The organism is Nocardia albiluteola, from assembly GCF_018860155.1.
GTDB lineage: Bacteria > Actinomycetota > Actinomycetes > Mycobacteriales > Mycobacteriaceae > Nocardia > Nocardia albiluteola.
The window spans coordinates 319,532-336,519 of sequence record NZ_JAHKNI010000009.1; the positions used below are offsets into that span (position 1 = coordinate 319,532).

Annotated in this window: 14 protein-coding genes; 9 read left to right on the forward strand and 5 right to left on the reverse strand. The window is 68.7% G+C overall.

The features are described 5' to 3' along the window. The first annotated feature begins 88 nt into the window (after positions 1 to 88). The 3 genes from KO481_RS26655 to KO481_RS44435 are packed head-to-tail and all read left to right on the forward strand — an operon-like array spanning position 89 to position 3,322. Positions 89 to 637: a hypothetical protein gene (locus KO481_RS26655; protein ID WP_308166795.1), complete on the forward strand. Its 549-nt coding sequence runs from the start codon at positions 89 to 91 to the stop codon at positions 635 to 637. 37 nt (positions 638 to 674) lie between these two features. After that, on the forward strand, positions 675 to 2,585 hold the full coding sequence (locus KO481_RS26660) for a type IV secretory system conjugative DNA transfer family protein (RefSeq protein WP_215920896.1): 1,911 nt from the start codon (positions 675 to 677) through the stop codon (positions 2,583 to 2,585). After that, positions 2,582 to 3,322, forward strand: coding sequence for a DUF4913 domain-containing protein (locus KO481_RS44435; RefSeq protein ID WP_308166796.1), 741 nt, complete (start codon positions 2,582 to 2,584; stop codon positions 3,320 to 3,322). The genes KO481_RS26660 and KO481_RS44435 overlap by 4 nt, the downstream gene beginning before the upstream one ends. A 423-nt stretch (positions 3,323 to 3,745) precedes the next feature. Here KO481_RS44435 and KO481_RS26675 read toward each other — a convergent pair whose 3' ends face one another. Both KO481_RS26675 and KO481_RS26680 read right to left on the reverse strand, forming a co-directional pair. Continuing rightward, on the reverse strand, positions 3,746 to 4,243 hold the full coding sequence (locus KO481_RS26675) for a hypothetical protein (protein ID WP_245401543.1): 498 nt from the start codon (positions 4,241 to 4,243) through the stop codon (positions 3,746 to 3,748). Between the two features lie 437 nt (positions 4,244 to 4,680). Further along, complete coding sequence (locus KO481_RS26680) at positions 4,681 to 5,577, reverse strand: peptidylprolyl isomerase (protein WP_215920898.1); 897 nt, start codon at positions 5,575 to 5,577, stop codon at positions 4,681 to 4,683. 319 nt (positions 5,578 to 5,896) lie between these two features. Here KO481_RS26680 and hisS point away from each other — a divergent pair, with 319 nt between their 5' ends. Further along, on the forward strand, positions 5,897 to 7,174 hold the full coding sequence (gene hisS, locus KO481_RS26685; RefSeq protein WP_215920899.1) for a histidine--tRNA ligase: 1,278 nt from the start codon (positions 5,897 to 5,899) through the stop codon (positions 7,172 to 7,174). Positions 7,175 to 7,278: 104 nt separating this feature from the next. After that, positions 7,279 to 7,923 carry a hypothetical protein gene (locus KO481_RS26690; protein WP_215920900.1) on the forward strand — a complete coding sequence of 215 codons (645 nt, stop codon included), beginning with the start codon at positions 7,279 to 7,281 and terminating at the stop codon, positions 7,921 to 7,923. Between the two features lie 237 nt (positions 7,924 to 8,160). Here the strand turns inward: KO481_RS26690 and KO481_RS26695 are convergent, their stop codons facing one another. The 3 genes from KO481_RS26695 to KO481_RS26705 all read right to left on the reverse strand — a co-directional run bounded on the left by KO481_RS26695 (position 8,161) and on the right by KO481_RS26705 (position 11,441). Further along, positions 8,161 to 9,030 (reverse strand): TIGR03619 family F420-dependent LLM class oxidoreductase, encoded by an 870-nt coding sequence (locus KO481_RS26695; protein ID WP_215920901.1) that lies wholly within the window; start codon positions 9,028 to 9,030, stop codon positions 8,161 to 8,163. Positions 9,031 to 9,506: 476 nt separating this feature from the next. Then, the gene (locus tag KO481_RS26700) at positions 9,507 to 11,111 is read right to left on the reverse strand and encodes a hypothetical protein (protein ID WP_215920902.1); all 1,605 of its coding nucleotides are present in this window, start codon (positions 11,109 to 11,111) and stop codon (positions 9,507 to 9,509) included. 3 nt (positions 11,112 to 11,114) lie between these two features. Then, complete coding sequence (locus KO481_RS26705) at positions 11,115 to 11,441, reverse strand: type VII secretion target (RefSeq protein ID WP_215920903.1); 327 nt, start codon at positions 11,439 to 11,441, stop codon at positions 11,115 to 11,117. A gap of 243 nt (positions 11,442 to 11,684) precedes the next feature. Between KO481_RS26705 and KO481_RS26710 the strand changes: the two genes are divergently transcribed. The 4 genes from KO481_RS26710 to KO481_RS26725 all read left to right on the forward strand — a co-directional run bounded on the left by KO481_RS26710 (position 11,685) and on the right by KO481_RS26725 (position 16,968). After that, positions 11,685 to 12,680: an NAD-dependent epimerase/dehydratase family protein gene (locus KO481_RS26710; protein WP_215920905.1), complete on the forward strand. Its 996-nt coding sequence runs from the start codon at positions 11,685 to 11,687 to the stop codon at positions 12,678 to 12,680. Between the two features lie 50 nt (positions 12,681 to 12,730). Further along, on the forward strand, positions 12,731 to 13,747 hold the full coding sequence (locus tag KO481_RS26715) for an Rv2578c family radical SAM protein (RefSeq protein ID WP_215920906.1): 1,017 nt from the start codon (positions 12,731 to 12,733) through the stop codon (positions 13,745 to 13,747). Positions 13,748 to 13,882: 135 nt separating this feature from the next. Next, complete coding sequence (locus tag KO481_RS26720; protein ID WP_372452141.1) at positions 13,883 to 15,889, forward strand: 2-oxoacid:acceptor oxidoreductase subunit alpha; 2,007 nt, start codon at positions 13,883 to 13,885, stop codon at positions 15,887 to 15,889. Next, on the forward strand, positions 15,889 to 16,968 hold the full coding sequence (locus KO481_RS26725) for a 2-oxoacid:ferredoxin oxidoreductase subunit beta (RefSeq protein ID WP_215920908.1): 1,080 nt from the start codon (positions 15,889 to 15,891) through the stop codon (positions 16,966 to 16,968). Before KO481_RS26720 ends, KO481_RS26725 begins: the two co-directional genes overlap by 1 nt. Positions 16,969 to 16,988: the final 20 nt, after the last annotated feature.

Here is a 16,988-nt window from a genome sequence, read left to right on the forward strand (position 1 = left end):
GCCGATAGCTGCGAACTGTCGGTCCCTCCCGATAGCCTGGATACATGGTCTGGCACACCGTCTTCGGTGGCCGGGCGGCAGGGCCGTGGTGGCCGGTCGAGATGCGAGTCTGGTGGTGATGCTGGTGGTGAGCGTTGCGGTGTCGGCCGCCGCGTGCAGCAGCGGCGGCTCGGGGTCCGATTCCGTCCAGTCGCCGACCTCCACCGTGCGGCAGCTGGAGGCGGCTCCGCCGCCCGATCCGAGCACTGCCGACGGCGTGGCGGTGGCGGCATTGAAGGAGATCTACACCTGGTATCCGGCGACGGAGACGCAGGGCGCGGCATTGTCCCGGGCGCGCAAATGGCTGGGCCCCAACCTCATTCGCACCCTGGACACCCCGACCACCGCGGCCGATGTGCCGAAAACCTCGCTGCAGTGGGCGGAGTGGGCCAAGGCCGGGGTGAAGGTCGAGGCCTTCGCCTTCGCGTCGGGGGAGAAGGCGCCGGACACCGGCGATCCGGATCACCAGCAGTACAAGATTGGAATCGAGCAGAGCGCCGTCTACCCCGACGGTCATCGCGAGGCGCTGCCGCCCGCGACGGTCATCGCGACCGTCGTGCGGACGGCCGGCGGCTGGCGGCTCGACGGATTCCGTTGAGCGGCACCAACGTCAACGGTCACCTCAGGAGGCGAAGATGGCGAAACCGGTAAAGGACCCGGCGGTACCGGGTCCCGATGTTGCCCTGATTTTGGTCTACCTCGGCTTCGCGGTCTTCGGAACGCTGTGGGTGGCACTGCAAGTGGGCAACCTGTTGTCCTCGGCCAAGCAGACCCTCCCCATCAATCCGATCGCGCTCGGGATCGGCCTGGCGAAGGGCAAGCTGCAATGGCCCTTCCCCTCCACGGTGATCGTGCTTCTGGTGATCGTGCTGCTCATCGCGTATCTGGTCGTGCGCACGGAGCTGAAGAAGCGCGCCGGCCGCGGCAGGCTCCCTGTCGACGCCAAGGCCCAGTACATGGGCCAGGGCGGTGCCATCGCCGCGCTCACCGAGAAGGGTGTGCGGGACAAGGCCCAGCAGCTCGGCGTCGGATCCGGTTCCGGCGCGGAGCTGTTCGGCGAGATCGGCCGCAATCAGGGCCTGGGATACAACGATTCGCCCGGTGTTCCCATCGGACTCTCGGTGGCCGAGGGCATTCCGCTGTACGGCTCCTACGAAGATCTGCACATCGACATCTGGGGTCCGCGCCAGGGCAAGTCGAGCTCGCGGGTCATCCCGGCGATCCTGTCCGCGATCGGCCCGGTGATCGCCACCTCCAACAAGCGTGACGTGGTGGATGCGACGCGCGGTGTGCGCGAGCGCAAGGGCGACCCGCGCTACGTCTTCGTCTTCGACCCCCAGGGCGTCGCGCTGGACATCGACGACCCGGTCACCTGGTACTGGGATCCGTTGCGCTGGGTCGACGCGCGCAGCCGCGGTTGCGAGATGCGCGCGGCACAGCTGGCGGGTCATTTCGCCGACGCCGACAACGGGCTGGACGGCAAGGGCGACAAGTACTTCGACGCCGAAGCCGAAGACCTGCTCGCGAACCTGTTCCTGGCCGCGGCCGTCGCGCAGCGCGACATCATGCAGGTGTGGGAATGGGTCACCAACCCCGGTCTCGCGGAGCCGATCGAGATCCTGCGACAGGCCAGCGCGTTCTGGGCCGGAGTGGCGGACCTGGGGCGTTCCGCCTCGAGTTTGGCCTCCCAGTACAACGTCGATCCGCGCACCAAGAGCGGCATTTTCGGCACGGCCAAGAAGATGATCGGCTGCCTGAAGATGTCCAACGTGCACGATTGGATCACTCCGGGCGGCGATCGCAGGGAACTGGACGAACTGGAATTCCTCGAGCGCAACGGCACCCTGTACAGCCTCTCCCTGGAGGGCCGCGGGTCGGCCGCACCGCTGGTCAGTGCGTTGACCGCGGCGGTGATCGATGTGGCGATGCGCTCGGCCACCGGCATGGCGCACGGCCGCCTGCGTGTTCCGCTCCTCGCGGTCCTGGACGAGGCCGCGAACGTGGTGCGGTGGAAGGATCTGCCGAAGCAGTACAGCCACTTCGGCTCCCGCGGCATCGTGGTGATGACGGTGCTGCAGTCCTGGGCCCAGGGCGCGCGCTGCTGGGGCGAGGACGGGATGGAGGCGCTGTGGTCGGCCGCCAATATCAAGGTCATCGGCAGCGGTATCGACGACATCAAATTCCTGACCGAACGGTCCGAGGCGATCGGCGACTACGACTCCATCTCGGGGTCGGTCTCCGAATCCAAGGGCGGCAAGAGCTATTCGCGGTCATTGGGCTCGTCCCGCACCTTGAACGTGAACGCTCTGATCACGATGCCCCGCGGGCGCGTGGTCGTCTTCACCTCGGGCGCCCCGGCCGTGCTGGTGCGGACCGTGCCGTGGTGGGAGGGCGAGTACGCTGACGCGGTGCGTGAGTCGATCAAGCGCTACGAGCCCGGCGGTCGCGGGCGGACCCAGATGAGCGACCTGGTGGAGGAGCGCGCGCTCACCGCCGTCGATCAGACGCGGCAGTACGGCCAGCCGGAGGAGGTCCAGCCCCTGTGAGTGCGCCGAAGGAGTCGCCACCCACTCATTACAAAAACGTCGCGGCGTTCGTCGACAACTACTTGCGCTACGTGTACCAGCGCCAGGTCACCGACACCACCGACGCCGTGTGGTGCCCGGAATGGTGGGAGCACACCGAGGCGGTGATCCGCCTCGACGCGCTGTGGCGGGCGTGGGAGCACTTCCGTCGCAATCCGCGTACGGGCCTGAGCATCTGGTTCGTGGATCATGCTGATCCACACATGGCCAAACTCCTGGACCCGGCCGGACCGTTCAAATATTGCAGCGCGCGGCACGGGCATCGAAAGCTGCTGGCGCCGTTACCGCTTCGCACGCCGCCGTCGGGCATGTTCGCCGAGACGAGCGATACGGTCTACCACTCGGTGGTCGAGTTCGTCGAGAACTACCTGAGCATGACCTATCAGCGGCAGGTTACCGACACCACCGAGACGGTGTGGTGCCCGGAGTGGTGGCAGCATCCCGAGGCGGTCGCGCGCCTGGATGCGCTGTGGCGGTCCTGGGAGCACTTTCGGCTGGAGGGCGCGACGGGCCTGAGCGAGTGGTTCCTCGACGACGCCGACCCGCAGATGAAGCAGCTGTTCGCGCCGACGGGGCCGTTCCGCTATTGCAGTGCGCGGCACGGCCACAAGGATCTGCTCAGCCCGCTCCCGATCGCCCAGTCCGAGCCGGGGATGTTCAGCAATCCGGAGGCTGCCGACGACGAATACAAGATCTGAACCGATTGCGTTGCGGGGGAAGGGTTTCGATTAGCGGTGCAGTCCCGCGCGGTCCGCTGGGGTATCCCGGCGCCGGCAATGGGCGGGAGAGCACGCGAATGTCGGTGTGCCGCGCGGGGAATGACCGGATGTAACTGAGCCGTTGGAAATCGCTGCGGCGTGGGCTCTTCGGCCGGTGCGTCACGGCGTTCGAGCCTGGAATCTGCCGACGGCGGCATGACGTTGATGTACGGCTGCGGGCGATCCGATCGAGCGTTACGCCGCGTCGTCGCGGACGGCCGCGCGTAACGGGTGGTTGGCCATGGAAACAGCCTGGAGCACAGGGCGATTCGCGCCGCGGTGAGATCGTGCAGGCGACCCCACCAGGGGCCACGACGAATAGAGCGTGTGTCTGTACATGGCCTCGGTCGTGCGAGCCGGGACCTAGGTGCGCGTGCGCGCGAGCCCTCGGCCCTCGATCTCGCGAGCCTGATTGAGCCGCTTGTTGTCCTCGGGAACGGTGCGTACCGCCTCGGACGCGGGCTGTGCCTGACCGACCTCCATGAGCATCCGCACCGCGGCGAGTTCGGGTGCGACGCCGATGCGTTCGAGATGCTGTGCCAGGGCGCTGCGTCGTTCGCTGGAGTCGTACCGCAGGGGCGAGCGGGACGCGGCCTGTGCCTGTGCGGCGCTGCGTGCCTCGCTGGCGTGCTCGGCGAAGCGGTCCTTCTCCAGGGAGATGCCCTTTTCCAGGGGCGGCTTCTCCAGCATGCGCGACAGCTCGAGGTTGCGCGGGTCTTTGGCCTTGGCCTCGCGGGCCTCACGAAGCTGAAGTTCGCGGCCCTCCTTGACGCGTGCCTCGGTGACCTTGACGCGAGCCTCGGCCTCCTTCTGCCCTCGTTCCCGGGTGCGCAGCGCGACGAGAGTCGCAAGCTGCAACATTTGCCTCATAATCGCCGCTGTTTCGCGACCGATGTCGTCGAGTTCCTCGGCCATGGCCTGCTCCCCGATGCTGCAGTGAGATCACTATGGATGATTGTGGTGCATCGTCACGGACATCGCCACTGGAACGGTAGTTCGAGCGGCGGCGCCCCGCCTGCATTCTGGACACCGGGAGCACTGCGTGAACAGTACCGCCGGGTAGGGCGGGGACAGCGCCACGTCGTGCTCCGTATTACGAGGTTACCAGTGAAAATACAGGGTTGCCTTACCCCCTGGGTACATGAAGAGCATATAACGCACATTTCCGGCGCATACACCGAACCTTCGGACGTCTTTCACAAGGAGGATGCCCGAAACCGGATCTTTATGCTCGAGCGACACGTGTGAAAGGCCTTGGGGCCGGAGCGAAACCCGCGATCTCCGCTCCGGCTCGGACCTCAGCTCACCGTGGCGGACTTGAAGGTGACCGACAGGTTCGGCTTTCCGCCGCCCGCGGAGTTGTCCATCGAGTGGTCGTCACCGCCCGCGGCGATCTTGTCCAGGGTCTTCAAGCCTGCGGCGTCGACCGTGCCGAAGATGGTGTACTGCGGCGGCAGCGGGGAGTCGCCGTCGATGAGGAAGAACTGGCTGCCGTTGGTGCCGGCGCCGGACGGGTCGGTGCCCGCATTGGCCATCGCGACCACGCCACGCTTGTACAGGACCGGGTTCTGGGCGGCAGGATCGTCCTTGCCGTACTGGTCCGTCGGGTACTCGTTGTCGAACTCGTACCCCGGACCGCCCTTGCCCGTGCCGGTCGGGTCGCCGCACTGCAGCATCTTCAGGCCCTCGGTGCTGAGGCGGTGGCACGGGGCGTTGTCGAAGTAGTGCTGCTTCACCAGGCTGACGAAGCTGTTCACCGTGCAGGGCGCCGCGGCCGGGTTCAGGGTGATCCCGATCGGGCCCTGCGTGGAGTCGATGCTGACCGTGGGGCTGCCGGCCGTGGAGACGCCCGCGGTCTGCGGCTTGTCCACCTTCTTGGACACCTCGCCGCCGTCGCGATAGTTGCAGCTCACCGTCGCCGCGCGGGGATTCGGCTTCGGCGGGGGCGCGGCCTGGGGAGTGTTCGACAGCGAGGCGTCGGTGGTCGTGCTGCTGGCCGAGGCCGAATTCTTGCTGTTGTCGTCGCTGTGGGTCAGGTAGTAGATCCCGAAACCGGCCGCTACCACGACGACCACGCCGAGCACGGACCCCGCGATGGTGAGCTGCTTGCGCCGCCGGGCCCGCTCGGCCCGCCGTGCGATCTGTCGCTCCAGCTTGCGTTTCGCCGCTGCCCTTCGCTGTTCGTTGCTCGGCACTACCGGTTCCTCCCGTATAAGGTCTGCGGTTTCAGGGCAAGAGTCTGCCATTAAAAGCTGTGTCCATTGGCCCCCGCTCCGCTCCGGTCTGTTTTTCGGCGCCCTGAGAATGAAAACCTGCAGGTCTATCGGCTGAGCCCAGCGCTTCGCGGGCGAGTCCCGGCCGGACGCAGACGCTTCGCCGCCGGGCACGGCGGTGGTTGCGGCCCGAGGCATCGCACGCGGTCGAGCTCGGATGCGACACGTGACCAAGATCGGTTGGACCGGTCGCGGTATCTGGTTGGACTTGCCGCGGCGTGGTAGGGGAGACTGAACGATCGTGACCAAGACCAGCACCTTCAATGCCCCGAAGGGGATCCCGGACTACGTCCCGCCCGGTTCCGCCGAATTCGTCGCCGTGCGCGACGCGCTCCTGCGGTCGGCGCGATTGGCCGGGTACGGGCATATCGAGCTGCCGGTCTTCGAGGACACCGCGCTGTTCGCGCGCGGCGTCGGCGAGTCGACCGACGTGGTCAGCAAGGAGATGTACACCTTCACCGATCGCGGCGATCGCAGCGTCACGCTGCGGCCCGAGGGCACCGCGGGCGTGATGCGCGCGGTGATCGAGAACGGCCTCGATCGCGGCCAGCTGCCGGTCAAACTGTGCTACGCGGGTCCGTTCTTCCGCTACGAGCGTCCGCAGGCCGGGCGCTACCGCCAGCTGCAGCAGGTCGGCGTCGAGGCGATCGGTGTGGACGATCCGGCCCTGGACGCGGAGGTGATCGCGGTCGCGGACGCCGGGTTCCGGTCGCTGGGCCTGGACGGATTCCGGCTCGAGATCACCTCGCTGGGCGATGACACCTGCCGCCCGCAGTATCGGGAACTGTTGCAGGAGTTCCTGTTCGGGCTCCCCTTGGACGAGGAGACCCGTCGCCGCGCCGAGCTGAACCCGCTGCGGGTGCTCGACGACAAGCGCCCGGAGGTGCGCGAGCTGACCGCGGCCGCCCCGCTGATGCTCGACCACCTGTCCGATTCGGCCAAGGTGCACTTCGATCAGGTCCTCGGGTACCTGGATGCGCTCGGCGTGCCGTACACGATCAACCCGCGGATGGTGCGTGGCCTGGACTACTACACCAAGACGACGTTCGAATTCGTGCACGACGGTCTGGGCGCGCAGTCCGGCATCGGCGGCGGCGGACGCTACGACGGGCTGATGGCGGAGCTCGGCGGGCAGCCGCTCTCGGGCATCGGCTTCGGTCTCGGTGTGGACCGGACGGTCCTGGCCCTGCAGGCCGAGGGCAAGACCGCCGCGGAGCCGGCGCGCGTGGACGTGTTCGGGGTACCGCTGGGCGACGCCGCCACCCAGCGCCTGGTCGTCCTGGCCGCCAAGCTGCGGGCCGCGGGCATTCGCGTCGACATCGCCTACGGCGGGCGCGGGGTCAAGGGTGCGATGAAGGCCGCCGATCGCTCCGGCGCGAAATACGCACTGGTGCTGGGGGATCGGGACCTGTCGGCCGGGGAGATCGGGCTCAAGGATCTGGCCTCGGGCGAGCAGCGGCAGATCCCGATCGACGCGGTGGCCGCCGAGGTCGCCGCGGCCCTCACCCAGGGCCGATAGCGGCCGCGCCGTGCAGTACAGGGAGGGCCGCCCCGAATATCGTGTCGCGCCGTACGATTCGGTTCGGGGCGGACGTGCCCGATCATCCGGACGAATGTGGACGCGTGACTGAGCAACCGAATTCCGAACGGCCGCAACCGATCGGCCTGGACCTGATCGCCCCCGAGGTGTACGCGCCGATGCTGCGCCGGCTCACCCTGATCGCGTGCGGCGTCGGCGTCGTCGTCGCGGTGCTGCTGGCGCTGGTGGTCCGCTGGCCGATCGCGGTTCTGGCCGGGGCGGTGCTGGTGACGCCGCCCGCGCTGTACGCGGTCTCGACGCGCCGGCGGCGAATCTGGATGGTGGGCACCGTCATCGAGGCCCGCACCCTGTTCGGGCGGCGGCGGGTGGACGCCGCCGGCGCGACCGGCGTGGAGATTCTCGTCTTCCCGGGGCGCCTGAGCCGCATCGTGCTGCGCGTGACGGCCGGAGGCGGCCGCCAGGTGGTCCCGCTGGCGATGTACACCGATGCGGGCAGCGGCCGCGAGCTCCACATCCTGGGCCTGCGCAAGCTCGCCGACGCCCTGGCCGCCTGCCCGCTCGCCGCCGCGCTCGCGGTCTCGAGCATGCTGGTCGGCCAGTTGCGCGCCGAGGCCCGCGACGCGGGCCTCGAGGAGCGACCGCTCTACCGCGCTGTAAAACTGGTGCGCGCCAAGGACTTTGTGCAGCCTGTCGCCCTGTCCGACGCGGACATCGCGGCCCTGGGCTGAGCTGTCGCGAAATCGTGGCGCGGGTGAGCCGCCCGGAGTGCCCTCCGTGCCGGGCTGATCCGGCGGCTCGCCGAGCGGTGCGCAGCGCGCCCCGCCGCGAGCCATCGTGCCGACCCCGGAGATGGCTTCGCGCCGATGCCAGGCGGCGGAGGTTGAGCTCGGCCTGCCCGAGTGGGTGTGGTCGGGGTGACCCGATACAGGTGCGCGGGCCGAGGGGGCGAGGTCCGGCCGGGCTCGCTATCCGACCTTCGAGATCACCGAGTCTGCGTAGCGCTCGATGGCGGTGAGCTTGTTCTTCAGGGGTTCGGTGTCGGGGCCCGGCGCGTAGTGGTAGCGGAAGCCGACGATGACGTCGGTGACGCCGCGATCCTCGAGCCGCTTGATGCCGTCGGGGGTGTAGGCGTCCAGAGAGGCGACGTGGACCTCGAAGGGGCGGGAATCGTCGCGCTCGGCGCGCAATTCGTCCAGGCGGGTCAGCATGCGCTCGAGGTCCTCGGGCGCGCCGCCGGCGTGCATCCAGCCGTCGCATCGGACCGCTCGGCGCAGCGCGGCATCGCTGTGGCCGCCGACCAGGATCGGGATCGGCTCGGTCGGGGCGGGGGTCAGCTTGATGCTCGGGATGTCGTAGAACTCGCCGTGGTACTCGAAGTAGTCGCCGGAGCACAGGCCGCGCACGATGTCGATGCACTCGTCCATCCGCCGCCCGCGCCGCTCGAACGGCACGTCCATGATCTGGAAGTCCTCCGGCCACGGGCTCACGCCGACACCGAGCGCGAAGCGGTTGCCGCTGAACGCGGCGATCGAGGTGGCCTGCTTGGCGACCAGCACCGGCGGGCGGATGGGCAGCTTGATCACGAACGGGGTGAACCGCAGCGTCGTCGTGACCGCCGCCAGCGCCGCGGACAGCACGAACGCCTCGATGAACGGTTTACCGTCCAGGAATTCGCGCGAACCGTCGGGCGTGTAGGGGTACTTCGAATCGGACTCCTCCGGATAGGCGATGCTGTCGGCGATCGACATGCTGTGGAATCCGGCGGCCTCCGCGGCCTGTGCCAGCGGAACGTAGTACGACGGATCCGTCATCGCCTCCGCGTAGGTGAAGCGCATCGGGGGGCATCCTCTCGTGTCGGCGGGCCTCGAGCCCTTGCCCGGAGCCGGACGTCGCGGGCACGGGTCCCGCCGCTCGACCGGCTGAAATTAGAACAGATTCTATTTTTGTCGCGATCGTAGCCCGGCCGGTCCGCCCATGTCAGGCGATTCGATCATCCGGGCATCAGGTCGGATCGGCATCGGAATACGAACCGATCGTGCCCGCCGTCGAGGGGATCGGCTGTCCGGGGACCGGTGAATGGGACGCAGCGGATCTCGCCGCACGGTCGCGATCGGATGCGGGGCCACGCCCGGCGGAGGCGCTCGATTCCGGCGGATGCGGGGCGATGCGCCGGAATGCGTTGTGCGGTAGTGGAAGTGTCCGGTCCGGACGATCGACGTCGCGGAACGCCTTGCGCGCGACTGTGTCCGACCCGGACGGCGCGACGGCCCGGACCGATTCGGTCCGGGCCGTCGCGGAAAGGATTGTGCCGCTACAGGTTCATGTCCGAGGAGTAGCCGTTGATCTCCTCGTCGGAGTGGACCTGGCCGATGACGTCGGGGGCGATCTCACCCAGCACGCCGGCGAGTTCGGTGTCGCCGGTGATGCTCTGGTACGGCTGGACCGTGCGCTCGTGCTCCTCGTCGGAGGTGTTGCGCGCGTTGGCCGCACCGGCGCCGCCCATGAAGCCGGGGCTGCTCACGCCCGCCGTCCTGGTGGCCGAGCCGAGGCTCGCGGCCGCCGCCGCGGCGGCGTTGGTGCCCGTGGTCCCCGGCACCGAGGTGCCGGTGCCGCCGCCCGAGTTGGTGCCGCCACCGAGCGAATCGGAGCTCAGGCTGCCGCCGGTACCGCCGCTGCCGCCGAGACTGGTGGAGCCGCCGTTCATGCCGTTGTATCCGGCCGAGGTGGTGCTCGTGGCGAGGTCCGAGCTGGACTTGTCGCTGGAGTTGCTGTCGCTGTTGCCGGACAGCAGATTCTGGGCCTGCTCCATGACCGGCTGCGCGATGTTCTGCGCCGCCGACTGTGCCACCTGGGCGGCCTGCTGGCCGATTCCGCTCTGGCCGAGCAGCTGATTCACCACGCCGGTGAGCTGGCCGGTGTATCCGGACAGTTCACCGCGGGTGGCGTTGACGATGCCGACCGCGGTGCCGAGATGCTCGGTGGCAGTGGCCAGCAGCGCGGCCTGGCCGGGCGGCGTCGGCCACGTCGGCGCGAGCGCGGATGCCTGCGCGGCGAAGGACTGCGCGACGGTGGTGAGCTGCACATTGCCCTTCTGTACGACGGCCGCGGCCTCGGTGGTGAGCTTGGAGATGTCGAGGCCGCGCTGGCTGGTGTCCTGCCCCTTGGACTGCGCCTTGTCCGACGCCGTCTGGGCGCTGTCGGACGACTTGCCCTGCCAGACCTGGCTCACCGTCTTCATCGCACCCTCGCCCACCTGCATGGCGGCCTGGATGACCTGGGACGACTCGCTGAGGATCTGGGTCGGATTGAGGGCGCCCATGACGCCCGTGCCGAAGCTCTGCAGCAGGCTGGTGATGGGCTGGAACAGCTGCTCGATCCCCGGGATCGCCGGCAGCGAGATGCCGTGCTGCATGAGCGTGGCGATCGGATCGCTGGAGTGGAGCGCCGAGCTGATCGGCGCGGCCGCCTGCTGGATCGAGGAGGCGGCGCCGATCAGTGTGGGGGAGGCGCTGTTCAGCGCGGTGTGGGCGGTGTCGAAGACGTTCTGCGCGCCCGGGATGGCGCCGAAGGTGCTCTGTGCGTGGTCGAGCGCGTCGTTGGCCTGGCCCAACACCGAGGCGCCGTCGAACGACGCGGCATGGGTCGAGGTGTCCGAGCCGCCCAGGCCCGGCAGGTGTGCGCTGCCGAGGGCGGAGCCGTGATCGTCGTCGAATTCCTTGCGGGACAGCGTGAATTCGGGCGCGTGGACCTCCGGCATGTCGGCCGGGAGCTGCGGCAGTGAGACGTGTGCGAACGGGCCGTTCTGCACGGTCTGCGCGATGTTCTGCGCCGCCTGGGAGACCGCCGAGGCCGCGGCGGCGACCGGGTCGGTGTGCGCGCCGATGACCCCGCCGGCGCCGGTGTCGAGTGCCTGCACCGATCAGCCTCCGATCGCGTTGGTCACGGTCTTCAGGGCGGTGGAGAACTCCGAATCGCCGCTGTCGAAGGTTGCCGCGGTGTTGAAGGCCGCGCCGCTGATGTCGTTGACCTTCTGTGAGAGGTCGTTGATGTCCTTGCAGTGCAGCACCTGTGCGGCGGCGAACATGGCCAGGTAGTCGGCGCCGATGACGCCGAACACGGGCGTCATGGCCGCAACGTGGCTGGCGGTATCCATATTCCCCGCCCCCGCGATCTGAGTCGCGATACCTTCGTGCGTCGCCGCGAACACCCGGAGTGGGTCGGTTTCGACCGAGAACGGATTAGTCATCGTGCTGCCCCCCAATCATCATCGCCGTAGTCTTCGTAGACCGGTCGGAACCGGGGATTCGGCAATCGGTACCCGCGCCCGCCCGACCAGCGGATCGTACTCGAGCCTCAATATAGCCGAACCGCACGACAGGTTTCGAGTCGATGAGCCGGCCCGTGCCCCTGCGGGTTTCGGCCGCGCGCCCGGAATGAAAACAAACTAGAACTTGTTGCAATTTGAAACGCGTTCTATATTCTCGTTCTCATGAAGGTCGCAGTCACCGGCGCAGCCGGCTTCCTTGGCACGAATCTGCTCCACCAGTTGGTGGAGCAAGGTCACGAGGTGACCGCCATCGACCGCGTTCAGCCCGACGGTGCTCCGCATCCGCAGGTGACCTGGGTCAACGGCGACGTGCTGGACCCGGCGTCGATGCGCTCTGCGCTCGAGGGCGCCGAGGTGGTCTACCACCTGGTGGCCATGATCACGCTGGCGCACCACCACGACCTGGCGTGGCGGATCAACACCGAGGGGGTGCGGATCGTCGCGGAGGCCGCCCTCGAGGTCGGCGTGCGGCGCATGGTGCACACCAGTTCCATTCACGCGTTCAACCAGTACAGCTGCGGCGGCCGGATCGATGAGAAGGCGCCCCGCTCGACCGAGCCTCACCTGCCCGTCTACGACCGGTCCAAATTCCAGGGCGAGGTCGAGCTGCGCAAGGTCATCGACAAGGGGCTGGACGCGGTGATCTGCAACCCGACCGGGGTGTACGGACCGGTCGACCACTCCAACTCGCGGATCAACACCACCCTGTGGGACTGCGCGCGCGGGCGGGTGCCGGTCATGATCTCCGGCGGATTCGATCTCGTGGACGTGCGCGACGTGGCCGCGGGCCTGATCCTGGCGGGTGAGAAGGGCCGCACCGGGGAGAACTACCTGCTCGCGGGCGGCATGTGCTCGCTGTTCGAGGTGTCCCAGCTCGCCGCGGCGGTCAACGGCAAGCGCGGCCCGCGGTTCGCGATTCCCGTCAAGGTGATCACCGCGGCCCTGCCGGTACTCGAGCCGATCGGCAAGCTGTTCGGCAGCGACCGCATCTCCAAGGCGGCGATGGGTGCGCTCATCTCGGCCCCGGTCGTCGACTCGGCCAAGGCCACGAGCGAGCTCGGCTACCAGCCGCGCCCGACCGCCGATACGGTCCGCGATCTGGTCGCCTTCTACAACGGCGAGCCGCTGGCGCCGAAGGCGGGCAGCGGCGTCGCCTGACGGGTGCGGCGTTGCTTGACAGATATTAGAACAGATGTTCGACTGGAAGGGTGCGGTGGCAGAGCCAGACCCTGGATGCCGATGACGGCGCCCTTCCGGGGCTGGAGCGTGCCGGTCTGGTCCGGAGCGTGCAGACCCCCGAGTTCGACGGTGTGACCTTTCACGAGGTGCTCTGCAAGAGTGCCCTCAATCGCATGCCCGAGGGTTCGGGGTTGCCCTTCTCCTGGACGATCAACCCCATGCGCGGCTGCTCGCATGCCTGCCGGTACTGCTTCGCCCGCGGCACGCACGAGTATCTGGATCTGGACGCGGGCCGCGATTTCGACACCCAGATCGTGGTCAAGACGAATGTCGCCGCGGTGCTGCGCCGCGAGGTGCACCGGCGGTCGTGGCGGCGCGAGCCGGTCGCGCTGGGCACCAATACCGATCCGTATCAGCGCGCGGAGGGGCGGTACCGGCTGATGCCGGGGATCATTCGCGCGCTCACCGATTCGGGCACCCCGTTCTCCATCCTCACCAAGGGCACCCTGCTGCGCCGGGATCTGCCACTGCTGACCCTCGCGGCCCGGGAGGTGCCCGTCAGCCTGGCCGTCTCGATCGCCATCGGTGATCCCGAGCTGCACCACTCGCTCGAGCCGGGCACGCCGTCCCCCCGGGCCCGCCTCGAGCTCGTGCGCGCGCTGGCCGATGCCGGATTTGCGGTCCACGTCATGGTGGCCCCGGTGATTCCGTACCTCACCGACGGCGCCGACCATCTCGATGCGCTGTTCGGTGCGATTGCCGGGGCGGGCGCTGTGAGCGCCGTCGCGTTCGCGATGCATCTGCGCGGCAGCACCCGCGGCTGGTACCTGCAGTGGCTGGCCGAGCGCCACCCGGCACTGCTGCGCCGTTATAGGCAGTTGTACGGTCGTGGGGCGTACGTCACACCGGAGTACTCCGCGTGGCTGCGCGAACGGGTCGAGCCGTTGCTGTCCAAGCACGGCCTGACCCGGGACATGCCGTCACAGGTGCGGGTACCGCCCGCGCCGCCGCGGCAGTCCGCCTCGCAGTTGACGTTGTTCTCCTAGCGCGGCCCGCCACCCGGGTCCGGGAATCGGCGCGGCGCGAATCATGTTGGACCGCTTATCACTCGGGTGTGCCCCGATGCGGCGGAGTAACTTGGCGTGTGGTAACCCATACCGACGAGGAAGTGATGCAGGCGCATGGTTTCCGATGAAGCGCTCTCCCCGGACGATGCCGGCGCTCGCCGAGACGGCGGCCCCGCAAAAAAGGCCGGGGCGCTGGGGCGGGGGTCCGTATCCAAGCTCGAGAAGGTCGTCATCCGGTTCGCGGGCGACTCGGGCGACGGCATGCAGCTGACGGGTGACCGATTCACCCACGAGGCCGCCGCATTCGGGAACGATCTAGCGACACAGCCGAACTTCCCCGCCGAGATCCGTGCCCCCCAGGGCACCCTGCCTGGCGTCTCCTCGTTCCAGATCCAGATCGCCGACTACGACATCCTCACCGCGGGCGACCAGCCCGATGTGCTGGTGGCGATGAATCCCGCGGCACTGAAGGCGAATCTGGAGGAGCTGCCGCGCGGGGCGACCGTCATCGTCAACACCGACGAATTCACCAGGCGTAACTTCACCAAGGTCGGCTACGCCGACGATCCGCTCGCCGACGACACGCTGTCCGATTTCGTCGTGCATCGGGTGCCGATGACCTCGCTGACGCTCGCGGCCACCGAGCCGACCGGGGTGGGCAAGAAGGACGGCCAGCGCGCCAAGAACATGTTCGCCCTGGGCCTGCTGTCCTGGATGTACGGCCGTCCGATCGGCGGCACCGAGCAGTTCATGCGGGAGAAGTTCGCCGCGAAACCCGACATTGCCGAGGCCAACATCCTGGCGCTCCGCGCGGGCTGGAACTTCGGCGAGACCACCGAGGCATTCGCGTCCACCTACGAGGTCGACCCGGCCACGCTGCCCGCGGGTACCTACCGCCAGATCACCGGCAACACCGCGCTGGCCTACGGCATCGTCACGGCCGGACAGCTGGCGGGCCTGCAGGTCTTCCTGGGCACCTACCCGATTACCCCGGCCTCGGACATCCTGCACGAGCTGAGCAAGCACAAGAACTTCGGCGTCACCACCTTCCAGGCCGAGGACGAGATCGCGGGAATCGGTGCGGCACTGGGCGCCTCGATCGGCGGCGCGCTCGGGGTCACCAGCACCTCGGGGCCGGGGCTGGCGCTCAAGAGCGAGACCATCGGCCTGGCCGTGATGACCGAGCTGCCCCTGCTCGTCGTGGATGTGCAGCGCGGCGGCCCGTCGACCGGCCTGCCCACCAAGACCGAGCAGGCCGATCTGCTGCAGGCGCTCTACGGCCGCAACGGGGAATCGCCGGTCCCGGTGATCGCCCCGCGCTCTCCGGCCGATTGCTTCGCCGCCGCGGTGGAGGCCGCGCGGATCGCACTCACCTACCGCACACCGGTGCTGCTGCTTTCGGACGGCTCGATCGCCAACGGGTCGGAGCCGTGGGCGATTCCGCAGGTCGCCGACCTCGAGCCGATCGATCCCGGATTCGAACCCGATGCGCCGCACGATGATTCGGCCGAGCCCTTCCAGCCGTACGCGCGCGACCTCGAGACGCTGGCCCGCCCCCTCGCGCGGCCCGGCACGCGCGGGCGCACGCACCGCATCGGCGGCCTCGAAAAGGCCGACGGCACCGGCAACATCTCCTACGATCCGGCCAATCACGAGCTCATGGTCCGGCTGCGGCAGGCCAAGATCGACGGCATCGCGGTGCCCGATCTCGAGGTCGACGACGGGGGCGACCCCCGGGCCGAGCTGCTGATCATCGGCTGGGGCAGCTCCTACGGGCCGATCGGCGAGGCGTGCCGGCGCGCCCGGCGTCGCGGGGTGCCCGTCGCACAGGCGCATCTGCGGAACCTGAATCCGTTGCCCGCCAACACCGGTGAGGTGCTGCGCCGGTACCGCACCGTCGTCGCGCCCGAGATGAACGGCGGCCAGTTGGCGACGCTGCTGCGCGCCCGCTACCTGGTGGACGTGCGGCCGTGGACGAAGATCGCCGGCACCGCGTTCTCGGCCCAGGAACTCGTCGGAGTGATCGACGCGGCGCTGGACGGCTCCCTGACGGAACTGGAAAACGCCAAGGCCTTCGCCGCCCGCGCGCGGGCCACCTACCGCACCGCAGGGGGTAACTGATGACGATCGTCGAGACCTCGCTCGTCGGCACGGATCTCGGCCTGACCGGGCTGTCCGGAGTGCCGGGCGCGGACGGGCCGCAGAAGGCGAAGGACTACACCTCCGATCAGGAGGTGCGCTGGTGCCCCGGCTGCGGTGACTACGTCATCCTGGCGACCATGCGCGGCTTCCTGGCCGAGCTGGGGCTGCGCCGGGAGAATCTGATGTTCGTCTCGGGCATCGGCTGCTCGAGCCGGTTCCCGTACTACCTGGACGCCTACGGGATCCACTCCATCCACGGCCGCGCGCCCGCGATCGCGACGGGCCTGGCCGTCACGCGGCCCGATCTGTCGGTGTGGGTGGTGACCGGCGACGGCGATGCGCTGTCCATCGGCGGCAACCATCTCATCCACGCCCTGCGCCGCAACGTGAACATGACGATCCTGCTGTTCAACAACCGGATCTACGGCCTGACCAAGGGGCAGTACTCGCCGACGTCGGAGTCCGGCAAGGTCACCAAGTCGACGCCGATGGGTTCGGTGGACCACCCGTTCAACACTCTGTCGGTCGCCCTGGGCGCGGAGGCCTCCTTCGCGGCGCGGGCGCTGGATTCGGACCGGGCCGGGCTGAGCGAGGTGCTGCGCGCGGCGGCCGAGCATCGCGGCACGTCGTTCGTGGAGATCCTGCAGGACTGCCCGATCTTCAACGACGGCTCGTTCGATGTGCTGCGCCGCGACAACGCCGAATCGCACCTGATCCGGCTGCGCCACGGCGAGCCGATCCGCTTCGGGGCCGAGGGCGAATGGGCCGTCGTGCGAAGCGGTTTCGGCCTCGAGGTGGCGGCGGCGAGCTCGGTCGCGGAATCGGAGATCGTCGTGCACGACGCCTACTCCGACAATCTCGAGTACGCCTATGCGCTCTCGCGGCTCTCGGCCCAGGACCTGTCACACGTGCCGGTCGGCATCTTCCGCAGCGTCACGCGGCCCACCTACGACGACGGGGTTCGTGCTCAGGCGCAGATCGCGCGCGAACGCACAGCGCCGCAACCGGATTCGCTGCAGCGGCTGCTCTCGGGCAAGGAGACCTGGACGGTCGGCTGAGCTCGGCCAAATACCGATGA